The organism is Streptomyces sp. BYX5S (assembly GCF_054724165.1).
Genome location: NZ_CM138829.1, coordinates 5,693,758 through 5,713,832, shown reverse-complemented (window position 1 = coordinate 5,713,832; position 20,075 = coordinate 5,693,758). Strand labels below are relative to the sequence as shown.

Annotated in this window: 13 protein-coding genes; 6 read left to right on the top strand and 7 right to left on the bottom strand. The window is 70.5% G+C overall.

The window, feature by feature from the left end; all coding sequences use genetic code 11:
- The first annotated feature begins 28 nt into the window (after nucleotides 1-28).
- On the top strand, nucleotides 29-334 hold the full coding sequence (locus ACYBSK_RS25900; protein WP_460243540.1) for a 4a-hydroxytetrahydrobiopterin dehydratase: 306 nt from the start codon (nucleotides 29-31) through the stop codon (nucleotides 332-334).
- 39 nt (nucleotides 335-373) lie between these two features.
- Here the strand turns inward: ACYBSK_RS25900 and ACYBSK_RS25895 are convergent, their stop codons facing one another.
- Nucleotides 374-856, bottom strand: a complete 483-nt coding sequence (locus tag ACYBSK_RS25895; protein WP_460243539.1) for a hypothetical protein — start codon at nucleotides 854-856, stop codon at nucleotides 374-376.
- 39 nt (nucleotides 857-895) lie between these two features.
- Here ACYBSK_RS25895 and ACYBSK_RS25890 point away from each other — a divergent pair, with 39 nt between their 5' ends.
- Complete coding sequence (locus tag ACYBSK_RS25890; protein WP_460247102.1) at nucleotides 896-1,897, top strand: helix-turn-helix transcriptional regulator; 1,002 nt, start codon at nucleotides 896-898, stop codon at nucleotides 1,895-1,897.
- 42 nt (nucleotides 1,898-1,939) lie between these two features.
- Nucleotides 1,940-3,811: a rhamnogalacturonan lyase gene (locus ACYBSK_RS25885; protein ID WP_460243538.1), complete on the top strand. Its 1,872-nt coding sequence runs from the start codon at nucleotides 1,940-1,942 to the stop codon at nucleotides 3,809-3,811.
- Between the two features lie 84 nt (nucleotides 3,812-3,895).
- Here the strand turns inward: ACYBSK_RS25885 and ACYBSK_RS25880 are convergent, their stop codons facing one another.
- Nucleotides 3,896-6,547, bottom strand: coding sequence for a cellulose binding domain-containing protein (locus ACYBSK_RS25880; protein ID WP_460243537.1), 2,652 nt, complete (start codon nucleotides 6,545-6,547; stop codon nucleotides 3,896-3,898).
- A 133-nt stretch (nucleotides 6,548-6,680) separates the two neighbouring features.
- Complete coding sequence (locus tag ACYBSK_RS25875; RefSeq protein WP_460243536.1) at nucleotides 6,681-9,581, bottom strand: glycoside hydrolase family 48 protein; 2,901 nt, start codon at nucleotides 9,579-9,581, stop codon at nucleotides 6,681-6,683.
- A gap of 240 nt (nucleotides 9,582-9,821) precedes the next feature.
- Between ACYBSK_RS25875 and ACYBSK_RS25870 the strand changes: the two genes are divergently transcribed.
- The 3 genes from ACYBSK_RS25870 (at nucleotide 9,822) to ACYBSK_RS25860 (ending at nucleotide 14,215) form a co-directional block, all read left to right on the top strand.
- A complete protein-coding gene (locus ACYBSK_RS25870; RefSeq protein ID WP_460243535.1) occupies nucleotides 9,822-11,318 on the top strand; it encodes a cellulase family glycosylhydrolase in 1,497 nt (498 codons plus the stop codon).
- 111 nt (nucleotides 11,319-11,429) lie between these two features.
- Nucleotides 11,430-13,169, top strand: a complete 1,740-nt coding sequence (locus ACYBSK_RS25865; protein WP_460243534.1) for a glycoside hydrolase family 6 protein — start codon at nucleotides 11,430-11,432, stop codon at nucleotides 13,167-13,169.
- Nucleotides 13,170-13,300: 131 nt separating this feature from the next.
- Entirely contained in the window at nucleotides 13,301-14,215 is a 915-nt protein-coding gene (locus tag ACYBSK_RS25860) for a class I SAM-dependent methyltransferase (protein ID WP_460243533.1), read from the top strand.
- Nucleotides 14,216-14,314: 99 nt separating this feature from the next.
- Here the strand turns inward: ACYBSK_RS25860 and ACYBSK_RS25855 are convergent, their stop codons facing one another.
- From ACYBSK_RS25855 to ACYBSK_RS25840, 4 genes are all read right to left on the bottom strand, one after another.
- Nucleotides 14,315-15,166 carry an aldo/keto reductase gene (locus tag ACYBSK_RS25855; RefSeq protein ID WP_460243532.1) on the bottom strand — a complete coding sequence of 284 codons (852 nt, stop codon included), beginning with the start codon at nucleotides 15,164-15,166 and terminating at the stop codon, nucleotides 14,315-14,317.
- Between the two features lie 96 nt (nucleotides 15,167-15,262).
- Nucleotides 15,263-16,003, bottom strand: coding sequence for an ABC transporter ATP-binding protein (locus ACYBSK_RS25850; RefSeq protein WP_460243531.1), 741 nt, complete (start codon nucleotides 16,001-16,003; stop codon nucleotides 15,263-15,265).
- A complete protein-coding gene (locus ACYBSK_RS25845) occupies nucleotides 16,000-18,672 on the bottom strand; it encodes an ABC transporter permease subunit (RefSeq protein ID WP_460243530.1) in 2,673 nt (890 codons plus the stop codon). The genes ACYBSK_RS25850 and ACYBSK_RS25845 overlap by 4 nt, the downstream gene beginning before the upstream one ends.
- Nucleotides 18,673-18,694: 22 nt before the next feature.
- Nucleotides 18,695-19,957 (bottom strand): ABC transporter substrate-binding protein, encoded by a 1,263-nt coding sequence (locus tag ACYBSK_RS25840; protein WP_460243529.1) that lies wholly within the window; start codon nucleotides 19,955-19,957, stop codon nucleotides 18,695-18,697.
- Nucleotides 19,958-20,075 lie beyond the last annotated feature (118 nt).

The following is a 20,075-nucleotide window of genomic DNA, read 5'->3' as shown; positions in this document are numbered from 1 at the left end:
TAACCGGATCCGGTGGCACGCTGGAGGCATGCCTACCGAACCGCTCTCCCAGAAGGACATCGAGGACCGCCTCGCCGAACTGCCCGGCTGGTCCCTCGACGGCGACGCCCTCACCCGCACCTACCGCCTGGACAGCCATTTCGCGGCGGCGGCCCTGGTCGTGCACATCGCCGCGGTCCAGGAGGACCTCAACCACCACTCCAACCTCGTCCTCGGCTACAACACGGTGACCCTCACCGTGAACACGCACGACGCCGGGGGCGCGGTGACGGCGAAGGACTTCGCGCTGGCGGAGAAGGTGGAGGCGCTGGCGCCGGGACACGGAGCCGGCTGACGCACTCCGGTCCGCCGGCCACCTCGTACGCGGTCGTCGTCACCCGCCGCGGTCCCCCGTCGTGCACGCGGGCAACGTGTCGTGGACGTACGCGTCCAGGTCGGGGCGCTCCGGCGCCAGCAGGTGCCGGACCCACGCGTCCCGTTCGTGCAGCAGCGGCGGCAGTTCCCAGACGCAGCCGATCAGTGGCCGGTCCGGCAGGACGAAGTGGGTCGGGTCCCGGTCCGGGCAGCCGAGAGCCGGCTGGCCCGCGGCGGCGCCCCGGAAGTGCAGGGCGTTGTCCCACGCCCAGCTGTACGCGTTGAGGTACGCGCCGTCGTCGCCGCCGCGGTGCAGCACGACGAACGTGGCGGGCGGTGTGCCGTCCGGGGCCGGCAGCAGCTCGGGCAGGATCGCGTACGCCGCCTCCGCGACCTCGGGCGCGATGCCCTTCGGGTCGGCGGTGACGTGGTAGCGCTTGATGCGGCGGCCCGCCACCTCGATGGACGGCGGCACCGTCAGGTACTTCTCCTCGAAAGCCATGCCGGGACGGTAGGACCGCTCCACTGACATCCTGTGTCAGTGAAGTCCGGGCGGCTCGTCTCGATCCTTCTGCTCCTGCAGACCAGGGGGCTGATGACCGCTGCCCAACTCGCCGCCGAACTGGAGGTGTCCGTCCGCACCGTGTACCGGGACGTCGACGCGCTGCACGCCGCGGGCATCCCGCTCTACGGCGACGCGGGGCACGCGGGCGGCTACCGTCTCGTCGACGGCTACCGCACCCGGCTCACCGGTCTGACCGCCGACGAGGCCGAGGCGCTGTTCCTCGCCGGGGCGCCGGGACCGGCCGCCGACCTCGGGCTCGGGCCCGTGCTCGCCGCCGCCCAGCTGAAGGTGCGGGCCGCGCTCCCCGCCGAACTGCGCGCGCACGCCGACCGGATCAGCGCCCGCTTCCACCTCGACGCGCCCGGCTGGTACGCGGACGACACCGGCGCCGCGGAACAGCTGCCCGCCGTCGCGGACGCCGTGTGGAACCGGCGCGTGCTGCACGTGACGTACCGGCGCTGGCGTGAACCGACGGATGTGGAGCGGCGGTTGGAGCCGTACGGGCTCGTGCTGAAGGCCGGTCGCTGGTACGTCGTGGCCGCCTCCGGGGACGGCGGTCCGCGTGTCTACCGCGTCGACCAGATTCTTGAACTGCGCCTCACGGAGGAGCAGTTCAGCGGGCCCGAAGGGTTCGATCTGGCTGCTTTCTGGGACGAGCACCAGGCCGGTTTCCACCGGCGCCTGCGCACCGGCGAAGCCCTCGTGCGTCTCGCGCCCGGCACGGTCGACCGGCTCACCGGGCCCGCGGCGCGGGCCGCGCACGCCACGGGACGGATCGAGCCGGACGGATGGCTGCGCGCCCGGCTGCCCATCGAGTCGACCGGCCACGCGCACGACGCGTTCCTGCGGCTCGGAGCCGGCATCGAGGTCCTGGAACCCGCCGAACTGCGCGAGCGGATCACCGCGACGGTGCGGGCTCTCGCGGACCTCTACAAGGACGCGGAACCCGGCAACCCAACCGCATCCAGCGGCAACTGACGGTGTGGAAGCACCCGCCGACCCACACCCCCTGGAGTGCCGATGTCCCGGTCCCGCCCTCATCGCAGACGCCGCCGTCTGCTCCTCGCCGCCGCCACGGCCGCCGCCCTCGCCGGTACGGGCCTCACGATCCTGCCCTCCGACGACGCGTCCGCCGCCACCGCCCGACAGGCCGAGAAGCTGGACCGCGGCCTGGTCAGTGTCTACACCGGCACGGGCAACCTGGTCAGCTGGCGGTGGCTCGGCACCGACCCGAACGATGTCGCGTTCAACGTCTACCGCGCCGGCACGAAGGTGAACTCCACGCCGATCACCGGCTCCACGAACTTCTTCCACGACGGCGCGCCCAGCTCCGCCGACTACACGGTGCGCGCCGTCGTGAACGGCACGGAGCAGGCCGACTCGCCGCACGCCATCCAGTTCCGCGCCGGATACAAGGACGTCCCGATCTCGCCGCCCGCGGGGGGCACGACCCCGGACGGTGTCGCGTACACCTACGAGGCCAACGACGCGTCCGTCGGCGACCTCGACGGCGACGGGGTCCTGGAGTTCGTCCTCAAGTGGCAGCCCACCAACGCCAAGGACAACTCGCAGTCCGGCTACACCGGCAACACGATCGTCGACGCGGTCGAGCTCGACGGCACCCGCCTGTGGCGCGTTGACCTCGGCAAGAACATCCGCTCCGGCGCCCACTACACCCAGTTCCAGGTGTACGACTACGACGGCGACGGCAAGGCCGAGGTCGCCATGAAGACGTCCGACGGGACGAAGGACGGCAAGGGCACCGTCATCGGCAGCTCGTCCGCCGACCACCGCAACTCCAGCGGTTACGTCCTCACCGGCCCCGAGTACCTGACCATGTTCAACGGGCAGACCGGCGCCGCCATGGGCTCCGTCGACTACGTGCCCGGACGCGGCACGGTGTCCTCGTGGGGCGACTCGTACGGCAACCGCGTGGACCGGTTCCTCGCCGGGACCGCGTACCTCGACGGTGCCCGGCCGTCCCTGATCATGGCGCGCGGCTACTACACGCGCAGCGTGATCGCCGCCTGGGACTGGCGCGACGGCAAGTTCACCCGCCGCTGGACCTTCGACACCAACTCGTCCACCAACTCCGGCAAGGGGTACGACGGTCAGGGCTCGCACAGCCTCTCCGTCGGCGACGTCGACAACGACGGCAAGGACGAGATCGTGTACGGCGCGATGGCCGTCGACGACAACGGCAACGGGCTGTGGACGACCAAGACCGGGCACGGCGACGCGCAGCACCTCGGTGACCTCGACCCGTCCACCTCCGGCCTGGAGTACTACAAGGTCTCCGAGTCCACGTCGCAGCCCGCCGCGCTGTACATCAACCCGGCCAGTGGCGCGGTGAAGTGGAAGCTCGCCGCGTGCTGCGACAACGGCCGGGGCGTCGCCGGTGACATCTACGCGGGCAACGACGGCGCCGAGGCCTGGTCGTCCTCCGACGGGTCGATCCGCGACGAGGCGGGAGCCACCAAGGGGCGCAAGCCGTCCTCCGCCAACTTCCTGTCCTGGTGGGACGGGGACACCACCCGCGAGCTCCTCGACGGCACGCACATCGACAAGTACGGCACGTCGTCCGACACCCGCCTCCTGACCGGCTCGGGCGTCCACTCCAACAACGGCACCAAGGCTACCCCGGCCCTCTCCGGCGACATCCTCGGCGACTGGCGCGAGGAGGTCGTCTGGCCGACCACCAACAACACGGCGCTGCGGATCTACTCGACGCCCGTCGAGACATCGACCCGCATCACCACGCTCCTCCACGACACCATGTACCGCACGGGCCTGGCCTGGCAGAACACCGCCTACAACCAGCCCCCGCACCCCAGCTTCTTCATCGGCAACAAGATGCCGACCGCCCCGAGGCCGACCATCACCACCCCGTAACCCCCTCGCACCGGAACCGAGAAGGGCGGCGCCCCGCGACCCACCAGGGCCGTGGAGCGCCGCCCCCTTGTGCGGACCGGCCGGTCAGCCCACCGTGCAGCTCCGGTCACCCAGTTTGAACGCCGCCGGTCCCGCGTTCGCCGTCCCGGCGCGGGAGCCGGTGAAGCCGAAGGACACCGAGGAGCCCGGGGCCACCTTCCCGTTCCAGTCGACGTTCTTCGCCGTCACGGCCGTGCCCGACTGGGACACCGTCGCGTTCCACGCCTGAGTCACCTTCTGGCCGTCCGCGAAGGACCAGCCGAGCGACCAGCCGTTCCAGGCCGACGTGCCGGTGTTCTTCAGTGTCACGTCCGCCTGGAAGCCGCCGGGCCACTCGCCCGTCACCTTGTACGTGACCGCGCAGGCACCGGACGGGCCGGGGTCGGTGCCCGGGTCCGTGGTGCCGGCCGTGTCCCCGTAGACGACACCCCGGCCGTTCGTCGACACGTACACCCGGCCGTACACCCGCGGGTCACCCGTGATCGCCGCGCCGGTCCAACCCCACTGGTGGGCATCGTCGTTGACCCGCGTCCACGAGGCACCCGCGTCCGTCGAGCGGAAGATGCCGCGCACGCCGCCGATCTTCGCGCTCGCGTACAGCGTCTGGTACGTGGCGCCCTGCGCCGCCTTGCCGAAGCCAATGGTGTCCGCCTGCTCGATGCCGGACACCTTCGAGAACGTGGCACCGCCGTCCTTGGAGTGCCACAGCCCGTACGTGCCCTGCGTCGAGCCACCCGCGAGCCAGATGTCACCCTTGGCGCCGGGAACCGCCTTGAAGCGGACCGGACCGTCCGTGGGGAGGCCGGTCGACGCCTTCGCCGTGAAGGTGGACCCGCCGTCCGAACTCACGTAGAAGGTGCCGGACTTGAAGGCGTAGAACACCGACGGGTCCGCGCGGTCCGACTCCACCGTCGCGCCCGCCGGTACCCCCGTCGACGCCGTCCACGCGCCACCCGTGCCGGTCTGCACACCCGCCCCGTCCGGGCTCCACACGAACCGGGCGCCGTCCGCCGACACCGCCACCGTGCCACCGCCCGTGACACCGGACGGATCGGCGCCCGACGCATGCCAGTTGGCGCCGTTGTCGTTCGAGATCGCCACGTGCGCGCCCGAGTCGACATTGCCGGAGCGCACCACCACGTCCGGCTTGGACTCGGCGAAGTCCAGGCTCGTCGAGGTCGTGAAGTTCGGGGACGTGAACATCATCGAGGGGACCTTCGTGAGGTCCGTGTGGCGGAAGCCGCCGACGTCGCCGAGCGCGCTCAGCAGCGGGGCACCGGACGGCGGGGAGACCAGGTCGTTGACAGCCGTCTCCTCGAGCCCCTTCACCATGGGGGTGATGGTGAACTTCTCGCCCGCGTCCCACTTGGTCAGGCCCTCGGTGCCGTAGATCGTCGCGCCCGTCCCGTACATCATCCGGTCCGAGTCGAACGGGTCGATCTCCAGCGCCTCCGTCATCCAGCCCAGCTTGGGCGACTGCTCGGGCGGGGTCGGGTTCGCGCCCCAGGTCAGCCACGGCACCGACGACACGTCCATCGTGTACCGGTTCTCGCGGGTCGGGTACGAGGAGTAGTCCCACGCCTTCGTCCAGGTGCCGCCGCTGTCCGTCGAGCGGAAGACCAGGGTGTCCGGCCACCAGGAGCTGTACCCGGACACCATGACCGTGCCGGGGTGCTGCCGGTCGATCGTGAGGCCGCTGTAGCCGTAGTAGGTGTCCGCGTCGGCGGCCGGGCTGATGTTCTTCCACTCACCGGTCTTCGTCGCGTACCGCCACACCTGGCCCTTGGCGCCGTCGTACGGGCCGCCGGTGTCGCTGTACGCCACGTACAGATAGCCGTTCTCGGCGTCGAGGACCCCCTTGTGGGGGACGAAGCCGGTCGGCTGGCCGCCGCCCACCCGCTCCCACGACACACCCGCGTCCGTCGAGCGGTAGACGGAGTTCTCCTTGTCCGCCACCCCGACGTACAGCGTCTTCGTACGGTCGGTTCCCGAGGCCGACGACTCGTCGAACGTCACCCACACCACGCCGGCCCTGTCGGACGAGTAGCCCGAGGTGTCGGACGGGTCGGGCACGTAGGTGCCGGCGTTCGGGAAGGCCGTGACCTGCGACCACGTCACGCCCGCGTCCGTCGAGCGCCACAGGCCCTTGCCGCTGGGCGCGCCGAGGTAGAGGACGTCGTTGTCGTGCGGGTCGACGGCGAGCCGCTCGCCCATGCCGCGGCCCGGCATGTTGCCGCCCAGCTTGAAGGGCAGGTCGGTCTTGTTCCAGGTGGCGCCCCGGTCCGCGGAGCGCAGGATCGCGCCGTTGCCCGGGTCCCAGTCGTTCGTGTACGTGCCGACGGCCGCGTACACCCGGTCCGGGTCGACGGAGTCGGTGGCGATCGAGGCGACACCGGTGTGCCCCCAGTCGTCCCAGCCGACCGAGTCGAGCAGCGGCGTCCAGGACTTGGTCTCCTGCTGCCAGCGGTAGGCGCCGCCGATGTCGGTGCGGGCGTACGCGAGGTTCTTCTCCGAGCGGTTGAAGACGATGCCTGGGACGAAGCCGCCCCCGTCGATCCGGGCGTTCTTCCAGGTGTACGTGTCGGCCGCGACACGTACCTTCGCGTCGTCGGCGGCCTGCGCCGCCGGAGGTGTCAACAGGCCCGCGGCCAGGGCGAGTACGGCCGCGGCGAGCAGCCGGGTGCGTGGTCTTCGCATGAGGGGTCCCAGGGAGGGGTGGGTGGGTTCGGTGGGTTCGGTGGGTTCGGTGACAGGGGTACGGGCCGGGCGGTCCTCGGAGAGGAGAGGTCCGCCCGGCCCGTGGATACGCGGTGCTGCCGCCGGCGGGGCGTTATTCGAGCAGCTCCGCGTACGAGCCCATGGCGAGGGCTATGTCCGCCTGGGCCCAGAACCGGTGGTACGTGAACGTGGGCGCGGCGCCGCCCGCCAGATAGGCCTCGATCTTCGACCAGCTGGGGTCGTTCTTGTAGAAGGAACGCAGCGACGTGAACGTGGCCGACGAGTCGATCGTGTCGCCGTTCGGCATCGTGCCCGTCCAGCCGCTCGGCACGTACACCGAGTCGTCGAAGCGGCTGTAGTCCGCGCGGGTCTCCGGCACCGCGATCCCCAGCGCGTCCTGGTTGTTCTTCCACATGCCGTCGAGCAGCGCCTTCGCCGTCGACTTCGCCTCCGCGTCACCGGACTTGTCGGCGTAGTACGTCAGCGTCTTGGCGTACGCCGCCGCCACGCCGACGTCGTTGGTGTAGTCGGCGACCGTGACGTGAAGTCCCGTGTTGCCGCCAGGACTCGACGCGTTCCACGTGTCCGGCTTGCCCGACCACTGGAGCGTGGAGGGGATCCGGAACGAGCCGTCGGGGTTGACCGTCGTCTTGGACAGGGCCCAGTCGACCCACTTGTCCAGGACCACCTTGGCGTCGGCGTCACCCGTCTGCTGGTAGTACTCGGCGACGCGCTCCATCGACCACGCCTGGAAGCCGAACCACTGGTTGGACGGCGGGTCGTGGTAGACCGGCGCCTCCTCGTAGGCCATCCCGTAGAAGGTGGGTGTGCCGGACGGCGGGGTGCCGTAACTGCCGCCCCAGCTGTTGGTGGCACCGCCCGCGATGGCACCCTCGTCCGACTGGAGCCAGCGGTAGAACTCCAGCTGCCGGTCGAGCGACTTGGCCCAGTCCGCCTGCCCCGTCGCCGACTTGGGCTTGAGATCGGCGTACGAGGACAGGGCGTACGCGGCGAGCGGGTTCTGGTAGCCGCCGTGCGTGTGACTGGAGCCGATCCGCCAGGACCAGCCCGCCGAGGTGTCGGTGGCGCCGCCCCACGCGTAGTACCAGGACATCAGGTAGTGCGAGGAGTCCTTGCCGGAACCGGCCGGGCACCCCGTCGAGGTGCAGTTGCCGATCTTCTTGAAGTACTTGTCGTACATCGCGTACCGCAGATAGTCGCCCATCTTCGCGGCCTTGCCGACCGTGCCCGACACCTCGGAGCCCTTGCCCTGCTCCTTGGCCCAGATGTCCGCCCAGTACGCGGCCTGCACGGCGCGCGCGTCGGCGTCCGGCGCGTTGGTGTACTTCCACTGCTTGGCGTACGACGAGTCACCGGTGAACAGGTCCAAGTACCCGTTCTTGCCACCGTACTTGAAGGCGTCGCAGGTCGGCTGCGGCACCGTCTCCCACACCGACTCCTGCGCGCCGCGCTGGAAGGTGTTGATGTACGAGGGCCCTGTGGCGGTCGGCCCGGCCTCGCACTTGCCGGGCTCGTTGCCGTACCCGTAGACGTTGTCCACGTCCTGCAACCAGTGCATGCCGTAGATGTCGTCCGTGCCGTAGGCGCTCTTCAGCTCGGCCGCGATCGGGTCGGAGCCGACGGAGACCGACGGGTCCAGCTTGGCCGGGTACTGCGAGGGCAGATCGTGCTCGGGCGCGTACGTCGCGGGCTTCGACGCGTTGTACGAGGAGTTCGTCGGCTGGTCCGCGTGCGTCGGGATCATGTACTTCTCCATGATCTCCCACGCGCCGTTGAACTTGGACCAGTCGCCGCTCACCTTCCCGTACATGGCCTGGAGCCACAGGAGGTACGAGTACGCCTCCGACGTCGTCTCGTGGCCGTGGTCGGGCGCCTCGACGATCAGTGTCTCGACCGAGTGGTACGGGATGCCCTCCGGCGAGAAGTAGCCGTTCGCCGGGTCGGTGATCTTGCCGTAGAGGTCGAGGAAGCGGGCGTCGTACTCCTTCGACGCGGCCAGCTGGGTCACCGTGACCTCGGCCTTGGTGTGTCCGGCCGCGGTCGCCGTGAACGTGGCGGCGCCGGTGCCGGAGGAGTCGGCGGCCACCGTCACCTTCTGCGCCGTGTTCCAGTTCGACGGGGTGAAGGTGAGGCTCGCGCCGGACGACACCGAAAGGCCCGTGTTGCCGCTGGTGCGGGACACGGCGACGGTGACATTCGAGGCGGGCTGCGTCGACAGCTTCACGTCGAAGGTGCCCGACTTGCCCTGCTGGACGCCGAGTTGGGACGGGCTCGCGACGACGGCCGCGCCGGCCGCGACCGTGATGCCGACGGGGGTCGACTCGCCGGTGGCGCCCTTGCTGTCGGTCGCCTTCGCGTACAGGGAGTGCGCTCCGGCCTTCAGGTCGTCCGTGTCCAGGGCGTACGGAGCGGTGGTGTCGGTGCCGATCAGTGTCGTGTCGTCGTAGAACTCGACCTTCTCGACGCTCGCCCCGTCGGCCGCGGCGGCGGTCGCCGCGAGCGGCACCGCGGCCCCGGCCGTGTAGACCGCGCCGGCCTCCGGGCTGGTGAGCACCGTGATCGGCGGCTGATGGGCGCCCACGCAGGCGGTGCCGTTGACCGCGAAATTGGTGGGGGCTGAATTCGAGCCACTGTAAGAGAATTGCGCGCCGGTCGAGGTCGCGGCGCCCGCCGCGATCTTTCCGTTGTATCCGGCGTCTTTCACCGTGATGTTCTTGCCGGACTGCGACCAGGTGCCGTTCCAGCCGTTCGACAGTTTCTGGTCACCGGTGTACGCGTAGGTGAGCGTCCAGCCGTCGATCGCCGCGGAGCCGCGGTTGGTGATCGTCAGATCGGCCGTGAAACCGGCGCCCCAGTCATTGGTCCTGTAGTCGACGCTGCACTCAACTGCCGCTGCCTGAGCGGTAGTTGGGAGTGCGGCGAGAGTGGCCATCGGTAACGCGAGGGCCGTGGCGGCGACGGTGCAGAACCGCCGGCCCTGTCTCTTGCGCATGGGGGGTCCTCCTGCTGTGGCTCGGCAACCTGTGAACCAGTGGGAGCGCTCCCAAGGATGGGGACGAGGTAAAAGGTGGTCAAGAGGTGAGGGGAATCGAATTAATTCGACAGTGGTAATTCGGAACACCCCTGTTGCCGAAAGGCCGTTGCTTCTCTACAGTCGCCCAGCAACCAGTGGGAGCGATTCCATCAGTCGACGCGACGACCCCGTTCGCGTCCGAGCTGCAAGGACTCGCTCATGCGACACCCCCCGCACAGTGCGTTACTCCTGGCGTGCGCCGTCTCGGCGGCCACGCTGATTCCCCTGACCTCAAGCGCGTCCGCGGCCACGGCAGCGGCCGCTCCAGCCTGCACGGTCGAGTACTCCGTGACCGGGCAGTGGAGCGACGGCTTCCAGGGCGCGGTCAAGGTCACCAACAACGGCGCGGCGAAGAGCAGTTGGAGCCTGACCTTCGACTTCGCCGACGGCCAGAAGGTCACCCAGGGCTGGAGCGCCAAGTGGTCCCAGTCCGGAAAGACGGTGACCGCGAGCAATGAGAGCTGGAACGGAGCGCTCGGCGCGGGCGCCTCCGTGTCCGCCGGGTTCATCGGCTCGTGGTCGGGCGCCAACACCGTGCCCACGGCGTTCAAGCTGAACGGCGTCACCTGCAACGAGGAGACGGACCCGACCGACCCCACGGACCCGACCGACCCGACCGATCCCACCGACCCGCCCGACACCGGCGCCCCGGCCCTGAAGGTGTCCGGCAACAAGCTCGTCGACGCCGCCGGCGCCACCCGGCGCATCCTCGGCGTGAACCGGTCCGGCGCCGAGTTCATGTGCGTACAGGGCTACGGAATCTTCGACGGCCCCGTGGACGACGCGGCGATCAAGGCGATCGCCGACTGGAAGTCGAACGCCGTCCGCATCCCCCTCAACGAGGAGTGCTGGCTCGGCCTCGACAACATCAAACCCGAGTACGGAGGCGCCAACTACCAGACGGCCATCAAGCAGTTGGTCGACCGCGTCAAGGCGAACGGCATGACGCCGATCCTGGAGATGCACTGGTCGTACGGTCAGTACACCGGGAACTCGGCGGGCTGCTCCGACGTGCACGCCAGCTGCCAGAAACCGATGCCGGACGCCCAGTACGCGCCCAGCTTCTGGTCGTCCGTCGCCAGCACCTTCAAGGCGCAGCCGGAGGTCGTCCTCGACCTGTTCAACGAGCCGTACCCGGACCGCGCCACCTCCAGCCTGACCGAGGCCTGGGCCTGCTGGAAGGACGGCGGGACCTGCCCCGGCATCGGGTACGAGGTCGCCGGCATGCAGGACCTGGTGGACGCCGTACGCGCGGCGGGCGCCGACAACCTGATCCTGGCGGGCGGGCTGGCGTACTCCAACGACCTGCGGCAGTGGCTCGCCCACAAGCCGTCCGACCCGGCGGGCAACATCGCCGCCGCCTGGCACGTGTACAACTTCAACACCTGCTCCAGCGAGGCCTGCTGGGACGAGCAGCTCGCGCCCGTCGCGGCCGAAGTGCCGCTGGTGGCGGGGGAGATCGGCGAGAACACGTGCTCGCACGCCTTCATCGACCGGGTCATGAAGTGGTTCGACGACCGGAAGCTGTCGTACCTCGGCTGGACCTGGAACACCTGGGACTGCTCCTCCGGTCCCTCGCTGATCAGCAACTACGACGGCACGCCGACCAACTTCGGGATCGGCCTGCGCGACCACCTCAGAGCCATCAACCCCTGACCGAGCCACCTGCCCGACAACCGAGCCATGGACCCATCAACCCCCCGACCGAGCCATCAACAGCTCGAACCGAGCCATGACCAGCTCACTGCGAAAGGGACATCGCACATCATGAGTCGCACCAGAGCCAGATCCCGGGCCGGCACCGCCGCCCTCGCCGCCCTCGTCCTCACCGGCACCGCCTGCGTCGGCGCCGCCGTTACCCTGCCCGCCGCTGCCGCCGCCCCCGCGTGCACCGTCGACTACAAGGTGCAGAACGACTGGGGCAGCGGATTCACCAGCAGCGTCACCGTCACCAACAACGGCGCCGCGGTGAACGCGTGGAACCTCACCTGGTCCTACGCGGGCAACCAGAAGATCGGCTCCGGCTGGAACGCCGAGATATCCCAGTCCGGCGCCGCGGTCACCGCCAAGAACGTCTCGTACAACGGCAGCCTCGCCACCGGCGCCTCCACCTCCTTCGGCTTCAACGGCACGTACAGCGGCAGCAACGCCGCGCCCGCCACGTTCAAGCTGAACGGCGTGACCTGCAACGAGGACACCTCGGGCCCGACCGACCCGACCGATCCCACGGACCCGACCGACCCGGGCGAGCCCGGCACCCGCGTCGACAACCCGTACGCCGGTGCCAAGGTGTACGTGAACCCGGAGTGGTCGGCGAAGGCCAAGGCCGAGCCCGGCGGCGACCGGATCGCCAACCAGCCCACCGGCGTCTGGCTCGACCGGATCGCCGCGATCAACGGCGCGAGCGGCGCCATGGGCCTGCGCGACCACCTCGACGAGGCGCTGGAGCAGAAGGGCAGCGGCGAGCAGGTCATCCAGCTCGTCATCTACAACCTGCCGGGCCGCGACTGCGCGGCCCTCGCCTCCAACGGCGAACTCGGCCCGACCGAGATCGACAAGTACAAGACGCAGTACATCGACCCGATCGCGGAGATCCTCGGCGACCCGAAGTACGCGGGCCTGCGCATCGTCAACACCATCGAGATCGACTCGCTGCCCAACCTCGTCACCAACGTCTCCGGGCGCCCGACCGCCACGGCCAACTGCGACACCATGAAGGCCAACGGCAACTACCAGAAGGGCGTCGCCTACGCCCTCGACAAGCTCGGTGACATCGACAACGTCTACAACTACATCGACGCGGGCCACCACGGCTGGCTCGGCTGGGACGACAACTTCGGCGCCTCCGCCGAACTGTTCAAGTCCACCGCGTCCAGCAACGGCGCCAGCGTCTCCGACGTCCACGGCTTCATCGTGAACACGGCGAACTACAGCGCCCTGAAGGAGGACAACTTCAAGATCGACGACACGGTGAACGGGACCTCCGTGCGTCAGTCGAAGTGGGTCGACTGGAACCGCTACACCGACGAGCTGTCGTACGCGCAGGCCATGCGCGACAAGCTGGTCTCGCTCGGCTTCGACCAGAACCTCGGCATGCTGATCGACACCTCCCGCAACGGCTGGGGCGGCACAGCGCGCCCGACCGGACCGGGCGCCAAGACCACGGTCGACACGTACGTGGACGGCGGGCGCTACGACCGCCGCATCCACCTCGGCAACTGGTGCAACCAGAGCGGGGCGGGCCTCGGCGAGCGGCCGCAGGCCAACCCGGCGACCGGGATCGACGCGTACGTGTGGATGAAGCCGCCGGGCGAGTCGGACGGGTCGAGCAAGCTGATCGACAACCCCGACGGCAAGGGCTTCGACCGCATGTGCGACCCGACGTACACCGGTAACCCGCGGAACAACAACAACATGTCCGGGGCGCTGCCCGACGCACCGATCTCCGGGGCCTGGTTCTCCGCCCAGTTCCAGGAGCTCATGAAGAACGCCTACCCGGCGCTGTAGGCCGGCTCCTTGAGCCACGTTGCCGGGTCGGAAATTGCCGACCCGGCAACGTGGCTTGCTCATCCGTACGCCGTCCGCGCACCCTGAGGAACGACGGACGACATACGGGCACGAAGGGCGGCGACCCGCACATGGCACACGACCACCACCAGCACGGACAGCAGGGACACCAGGGCCACGGGCACGGGCACGGGCACGACCACACGGACATCGACTGGGCCGACATGATCCCCATGCTCGAGCGCAACGCCTCCGTGTACGAGCCCCTCTACACGCAGGCCCTCGCCTGGCTCCGCGACACCCGCCCCGCGGGCACCGGCCTGATCGTCGACGCGGGCGCCGGACCCGGCGCCGTGTCGCTGCACCTCGCCAAGGCCTTCCCCGAGGCACGTGTCATCGCGGCCGACCCGGAGGAGAAGCTGCTCGCCCGCGCCACGGAGCGGTTCGCGGGGGCCGGCCTCGCCGAGCGGACCGGCACGCTGCGCGTCGAACTCCCGGACGACGTCGGCGACTTGCCGTCGGCCGACCTCATCTGGGCGGCGCGTTCCCTGCACCACGTGGGGGACCAGCGGGCCGCGGTCGCCGCGCTCGCGGGGCGCCTCGCCCCCGGCGGCACCCTCGCGCTCGTCGAGGGCGGTCTGCCGCAGCGCTGCCTGCCGCGCGACTTCGGGATCGGCAGGCCCGGTCTCCAGGCGCGGGCCGACGCCATCGAGGAGGAGTGGTTCGGCGACATGCGCGCGAACCTGCCCGGCGCCAAGCAGGACACCGAGAACTGGACCGAACTGCTGACGGACGCGGGCCTGGCCCACGCCACCAGCCGCACGTTCCTGCTCGACCTGCCCGCCCCGCTCACCGGCGAGGCCCGCGAGACGGTCGTCGACCTGTGGAAGCGCCGCATGGAGGTCTTCGCGGAGGCCGTCGCGCCCGAGGACATGGCGACGATCCGGCGCCTGATGGACCCGGACGACCCGCAGAGCCTGCACCGCCGCGACGACCTCTTCCTGCTGACCGCGCACACGGTGCACACGGCGGTCAAGGAGTCCTGAGCCCAGGGACCTGGGGGCACGAACCCGGGCATACGAAAAAGGGGGCCCCGGCCGGGGCCCCCTTTCACGTGCGAAAACGAGTACGCGTACGCCCGCGCGTCACGCCACGTCGAACGTCGCCGGGTCCGGGCCCAGGCGGCGGTCCTCGTTGAGCGCGGAGATCGCGCCGAGGTCCTCGGTGTCGAGCTCGAAGCCGAACACGTCGATGTTCTCCTTGATCCGCGACGGGGTCACGGACTTCGGGATCACCACGTTGCCCAGCTCGATGTGCCAGCGCAGGACGACCTGCGCGGGCGTACGGCCGTGCTTCTGCGCGATCGCGATGATGGCCGGGACCTCCAGGAGGCCCTTGCCCTGGCCGAGCGGCGACCAGGCCTCGGTCGCGATGCCCAGCTCCGCGTGCTTCTCGCGGGAGACGCGCTGCTGGAGGTGCGGGTGCAGCTCGATCTGGTTGACGGCCGGGATCACGGAGGTCTCGGCGGTCAGCCGGTCCAGGTGCTCCGGCAGGAAGTTGGAGACGCCGATGGACTTGGCGCGCCCGTCGGCCTGGATCTTCTCGAAGGCCTTGTACGTGTCCACGGCCAGCCCCTTGGACGGGAGCGGCCAGTGGATCAGGTACAGGTCGACGTAGTCGAGACCCAGCTTCTCCAGCGAGGCGTCGAACGCGCGGAGCGTGGAGTCGTAGCCCTGGTCGGCGTTCCACAGCTTCGTCGTGACGAACAGCTCCTCGCGGGGAACACCGGACGCGGCGATGGCCTTGCCGGTGCCCTCCTCGTTGCCGTAGATCGCGGCGGTGTCGATGCTGCGGTACCCGGCCTGAAGTGCGGTCGCGACGGCCGTCTCGGCCTCGTCGTCCGGCACCTGCCACACGCCGAAGCCGAGCTGCGGCATCTCGACGCCGTTGTTCAGGATGATCGGGGGAACCTTGCTCACGAGGTGTCGATCCTTCATTCGTCCGGTGTCCGGTGGCTCTGGTTCATGCGCCACCTCCCATGGTCAACGATCACAGGCGTGCGCGCATTCCTGTGGGTGACACCAGCATGACAGTCACGTATGCGAACTTTGTGTCGGGGTCGGTGTGCCCAGGTACGCCTCGCGCACGCGGGCGTCCGCGCGGATCGCCGCGGGAGCGCCCTGCGCGAGCACGGCGCCGAGGTCGAGGACCACGACCCGGGAGCACAGCTCCATCACGAAGGCCACGTTGTGCTCGACGAGCAGGACCGCGCAGCCGTCGTCGGCCAGCCCGCGCACCGTCGCCGCGAGGAGGCCGCGCTCCTCGGCCGTCATGCCGGACGCGGGCTCGTCGAGGAGGAGGACGCGGGGGTGGTCGGCCGCCGCGCGGGCCAGTTCGAGCATGCGGGCGCGGCCGACCGGGAGGGTCCCCGCGTAGGAGTCGGCGAGCGCGTCGAGGCCGCAGTCGCGCAGCAGCTTCCCGGAGAGGTCCCGGTCGGCGCCGCCGCGCCGCCACTCCTGCGCGACCAGCAGGTTGTCCGCCACGGTGAGCTGCCCGAACAGCTGCTGGCGCTGGAACGTGCGGCGCATGCCGTGCCGGGCCCGCCAGACGGGTGAGCGGCGGGTGATGTCGGCCCCGTCGAGCAGGATCCGGCCCGTGTCGGGCCTGCGGATGCCCGAGACGACGTCGAAGAAGGTCGTCTTGCCCGCGCCGTTCGGCCCGATCAGCCCGCACACCTCCCCGGCCGCGAGCCGCAGCCCCACCCCGTCGAGGGCCCGGACCCCGCCGAACCGCACGCCGATGTCCTCGGCCTCCAGTACGCACGCCCCGCTCATGACCTGGCCTCCTGCGCGTCCGTCGCCGCGATGCCGAGATACGCCTCCGTGAGCCGCTCGGCCTCCACCTTCTCGCGCGGCCCGCACCAGGTGACGCGGCCCTGCGCGAGGTAGGCCACGGTGTCGGCGACGCCGAGGATCTCCGAGGCCTTCTCCTCGACGAGCAGCAGCCCCGTTCCGGCGTCGCGGAGTTCGGCGAGCAGCCGGTACACCTCGTCGGCCACCCGCGGCGCGAGACCGAGCGAGGGCTCGTCGGCGACGAGGACGCGGGGCGGGCGGTGCAGCAGCGCGGCGAGCGCGAGGAGCTGCTGCTCGCCGCCGGAGAGCGAGCCCGCGGCGACCTCGCGGCGCCCGGCGAGACCGGCGAAGCGTGCGTAGACCGCCAACCGGTCCTCGGCGCCCGGGAGTTGGAGCGCCAGGTTCTCGTCGACCGTGAGCGAGGGGAAGATGCCGCGACCCTCCGGCGCGAGCACCACCCCGGACCGCGCCCGGCGGACCGCGCCCGTGCGCCCGGCCGCGGCCCCGGCGACGTACACCTCGCCCTGCTGGGGTGTCATGAGGCCTGCCGCCACCTTGCAGGCCGTCGACTTCCCGGCGCCGTTGGGGCCGAGGAGCGCCACGATCTCGCCGGGGCGGACCGTGAGGTCGACGCCCTGGAGGACGCGGGCGCCGTCGTATCCGGCCTGGACGCCCGCGAGTTGGAGCGCGGCGTTCGGATCGGGCGGCGGAACGGTCCCGGTGTCGGCGGCGGCGTCCGGCCGCCCGGCCTTCCTGCGGTGGCGGCGGGCCGGGATCGCGGCGCAGTACCCGTCGGGGTCGTTGGCGAGCGCGAGCCCGGCGAGGCCGAAGAGGATCACCGGGAGCTGCACCGACTCGGTCAGGTAGTCGCTGATGAGGTGCGGCACGACGGCGAAGGTGAGCCCGGCGACCACCGCGAACTGCGGCCGCCGCACCCCCGCCGCGACCACCACGGCGAGCCAGATCAGCCCCGTCATCGCCGTGAAGTCGGTCGCGGTGATCCGTGTGTTGTACGACGCGTACATCACGCCGCCGAACCCGGCGAGCCCCGCCGAGAGCGTGAACAGCAGCAGCTTCGTGCGGAGCACGGAGACGCCCGAGGCCATCGCGGCGGCCGGCGCCGAGCGTACGGCGAGCATGGCCCGCCCCGCGCGCGAGTTCCGCAGCGCGTTCAGCCCCGCCACCGCCCCCGTGCACAGCACCGCCATGGCCACGCCCATCGCCCGGTCGTCGCCGAGGTCGACGGGGCCCGCGACGGCGCGCGGGATCTCCCATCCGGTGTCGCCGTTGCGCAACCAGCCGAGCTGGAAGAGGACCTGGTCCGCGAGGAAGGCCAGCGCGAGCGTGGCGAGAGCCAGCGAGCGGCCGCCGAGCCGCAGCGCGGGCAGCGCCACGAGCGCGCCGAGCACCGCCGCCGCACACGTCCCGGCGAGCGCCGCCCCGAGGAACGGCCATCCGTGACTCATCAGCAGCCCGGCGACGAGGGCGGCGCCCGTCACGAACGCGGCCTGCGCCAGCGACACCATCGCGCCGAGCCCGGTGACGACGGTGAAGGAGAGGAACACGAGGGAGATCGCGAGCCCTTGGGCGAGGATCCCGCTCCAGAAGGGGGTGGTGACGGTGTAGAAGGCGACGGCGAGCAGAGCGGCGGCCGCCGCCCACGGCCCCCAGCGCCGAAGCCACGACCGCCCGGCGAGATAGTCCACCGGCGGCGCGTCGCTCGCCACGGTGCCCGCCGTGCGCTGCCGCCGCGTGAGCAGCAGCAGCCCGGCGAACAGGATCAGGAACGGCACCGCCGTACGGAACCCGGTGATCCCTTCCGCGAACGTGGCGTACCCCGCGACCAGGTTCTGGAGCACCCCGAGCGCGAGCCCGCCCGCGAAGGCCAGCGGGACCGACATGAACCGGCCCAGCACGGCGGCGGTCGCCGACACGAACAGGAACAGCGTGAAGTCGTGCGAGGAGAGCCCGAGCAGGGGAGTGGCGAGGACCCCGGCGAGCCCCGCGAGCGCCGAGGACAGCATCCACGCCACCGACGACAGCCGGTCGGCGCTGATGCCGCGCAGCTCGACGAGCGAGCGGTTGTCGACGGCCGCCCGCAGCTTCAGACCGAGCGCCGTGCGGCGCAGCAGGAACCACAGGCCGAGCGCGACGACGGCGGTGGTCACCCACGTGATCAGCTGATCGGAGTCGATGCCGACACCGTCCGTCAGCTGCCAGTTCTTCGCCGGACTCGGCCCGACCCCCGGCAGACCGAACTGGTTCTCCGCGGGCTTCACGGGCGCGCCCGCGTCCGCAAGCAGCTCGACGATCCACAGCCCGAGCGCGGGCAGCGCCACGAGCAGCCCGATCGTCGCCACGATCTGCGCGGTCTCCCCGACCCGCGCCAGCTTCCGGAACATCAGCCGGTCGAGCCCCCAGCCCAGCAGGGGCGCCGCGAGCAGGACGAGCAGCAGCGCCGTCGGCACCGCGGGCCAGCCGAAGCCGGAGTGGAGTTCGTAGAAGGCGAGCGCACACAGATAGGCGGTCGCACCGTGCGCGAAGTTGAAGAGTCCGGAGGCCGAGTAGGAGAGCACGAGGCCCGTGGCGAGCAGCGCGTACAGCGCCCCCGACACGAGCCCGCTCAGGACGAAGGCCAGCAGATCCGACACGTGAACACCCCTCGGTGCGGTCCTACTTGAAGGGGATCGGCGGGTAGCACTTGAACGCGGACGACACCCGGTACGCGCCGTCCTGGAGCTGGGCGAGCGCCCCGCAGCCGAAGGACTCGGTGCGCCCGCGGGGCAGCGCCCGGTCGCCGACGAGCGTCCCCGTGTCGGAGAACCCGTCCGCGGCCTTCTGGAACGACGCGGCGGTGAGGTCCTTGCCCGCCTTCTTCGCGATGGCGAGGAACAGGTCGGCGCTCATGTAGCCCGTCATCATGTGCATGTTGAGGGGGATCTCCTTGCCCCCGGACGCCTTCGCGATGTCCGCCTTGAACTGCTTCATCTCCGGCGTCGAGGACTCGAACGGCTGGAAGGACAGCAGCACGTGCACCCCGTCGAGCGCCTGCTTCGTCGCCTTCTTGGCCAGCAGCCCGGGGTCGTAGTCCGTGGGATCGGTGAGCACGCCCTTGTAGCCGGTGCGCTTGACGGCCGTGAACAGGCCGATGTTGTACGGCGTCTGCATCACGGAGACCACCACGTCCGGCGCCTTGCCGCCGTCGCTGCGCAGCATTTCCTTCGTGTACGCCGACCAGTCGCTCGGCACCGCCGTCGCGGGCACGGTGGCTTTCGCGTAACTCACCTTGTAACCGGCGGACGTGAAGGACTGTTTGTACGTGCGGATGGCGAAGGTGCCGGCGTCGTTGTCGTTGGCGAGGATCGCGACGGACCTGCCCTTTGCCCCGCCCGTGACCTTCTTCAGGCCCTCCGGCCAGGTCTGGGAGATGGTGCCGCCGGGCATCGGCACCATGCAGCCGCCGAAGCCGTAGATGTACGTCGGGCCGCAGAACGACGGCAGCGTGCCCCAGCCGAACGTCGGCACCTTCTGCTTCTGGAGGAAGTCCGCGCCGGAGAACGTCACCGAACTCATCGGCGAGATCGCGAACACCTTGTCCTGCTGGACGAGTTTGCGGGCCGCGGCGAGATTCTTGGCGGGGTCCTGGCCGTCGTCCTCCGCGCCGAGGTAGTCGATCTCCCGGCCGTTGATCCCGCCCTCCGCGTTGGCCCGGTCGAAGCGGGCCTTGGCGCCGAGGTCGGTGTCCTTCTTGCTGTAACCGCTCGACGTCGTCATGGAGACGATGCCGCCCACCTTGATCCGGTCCTCGCTCACGCCGCGCACCGAACTCCCCGCGCCGTCGGCGGAGTTGTCGCCGCTGTTGGCGGTGGAGTTGCAGGCGGTGGCGAGCAGGAGTGCGGTCAGGGTGGCGGTGATGGCGCGGATCGGTCGCGACACGGTCGGGCCCCCTCCGTCGGAGTGAGCCGATTCTGTGCGCGACCTGACGAACCGTCAATAACCGGGACGGGAGTATTTGATACACCGTCAGGTGCCCCACTCCAGCCCCTCCGGCGCT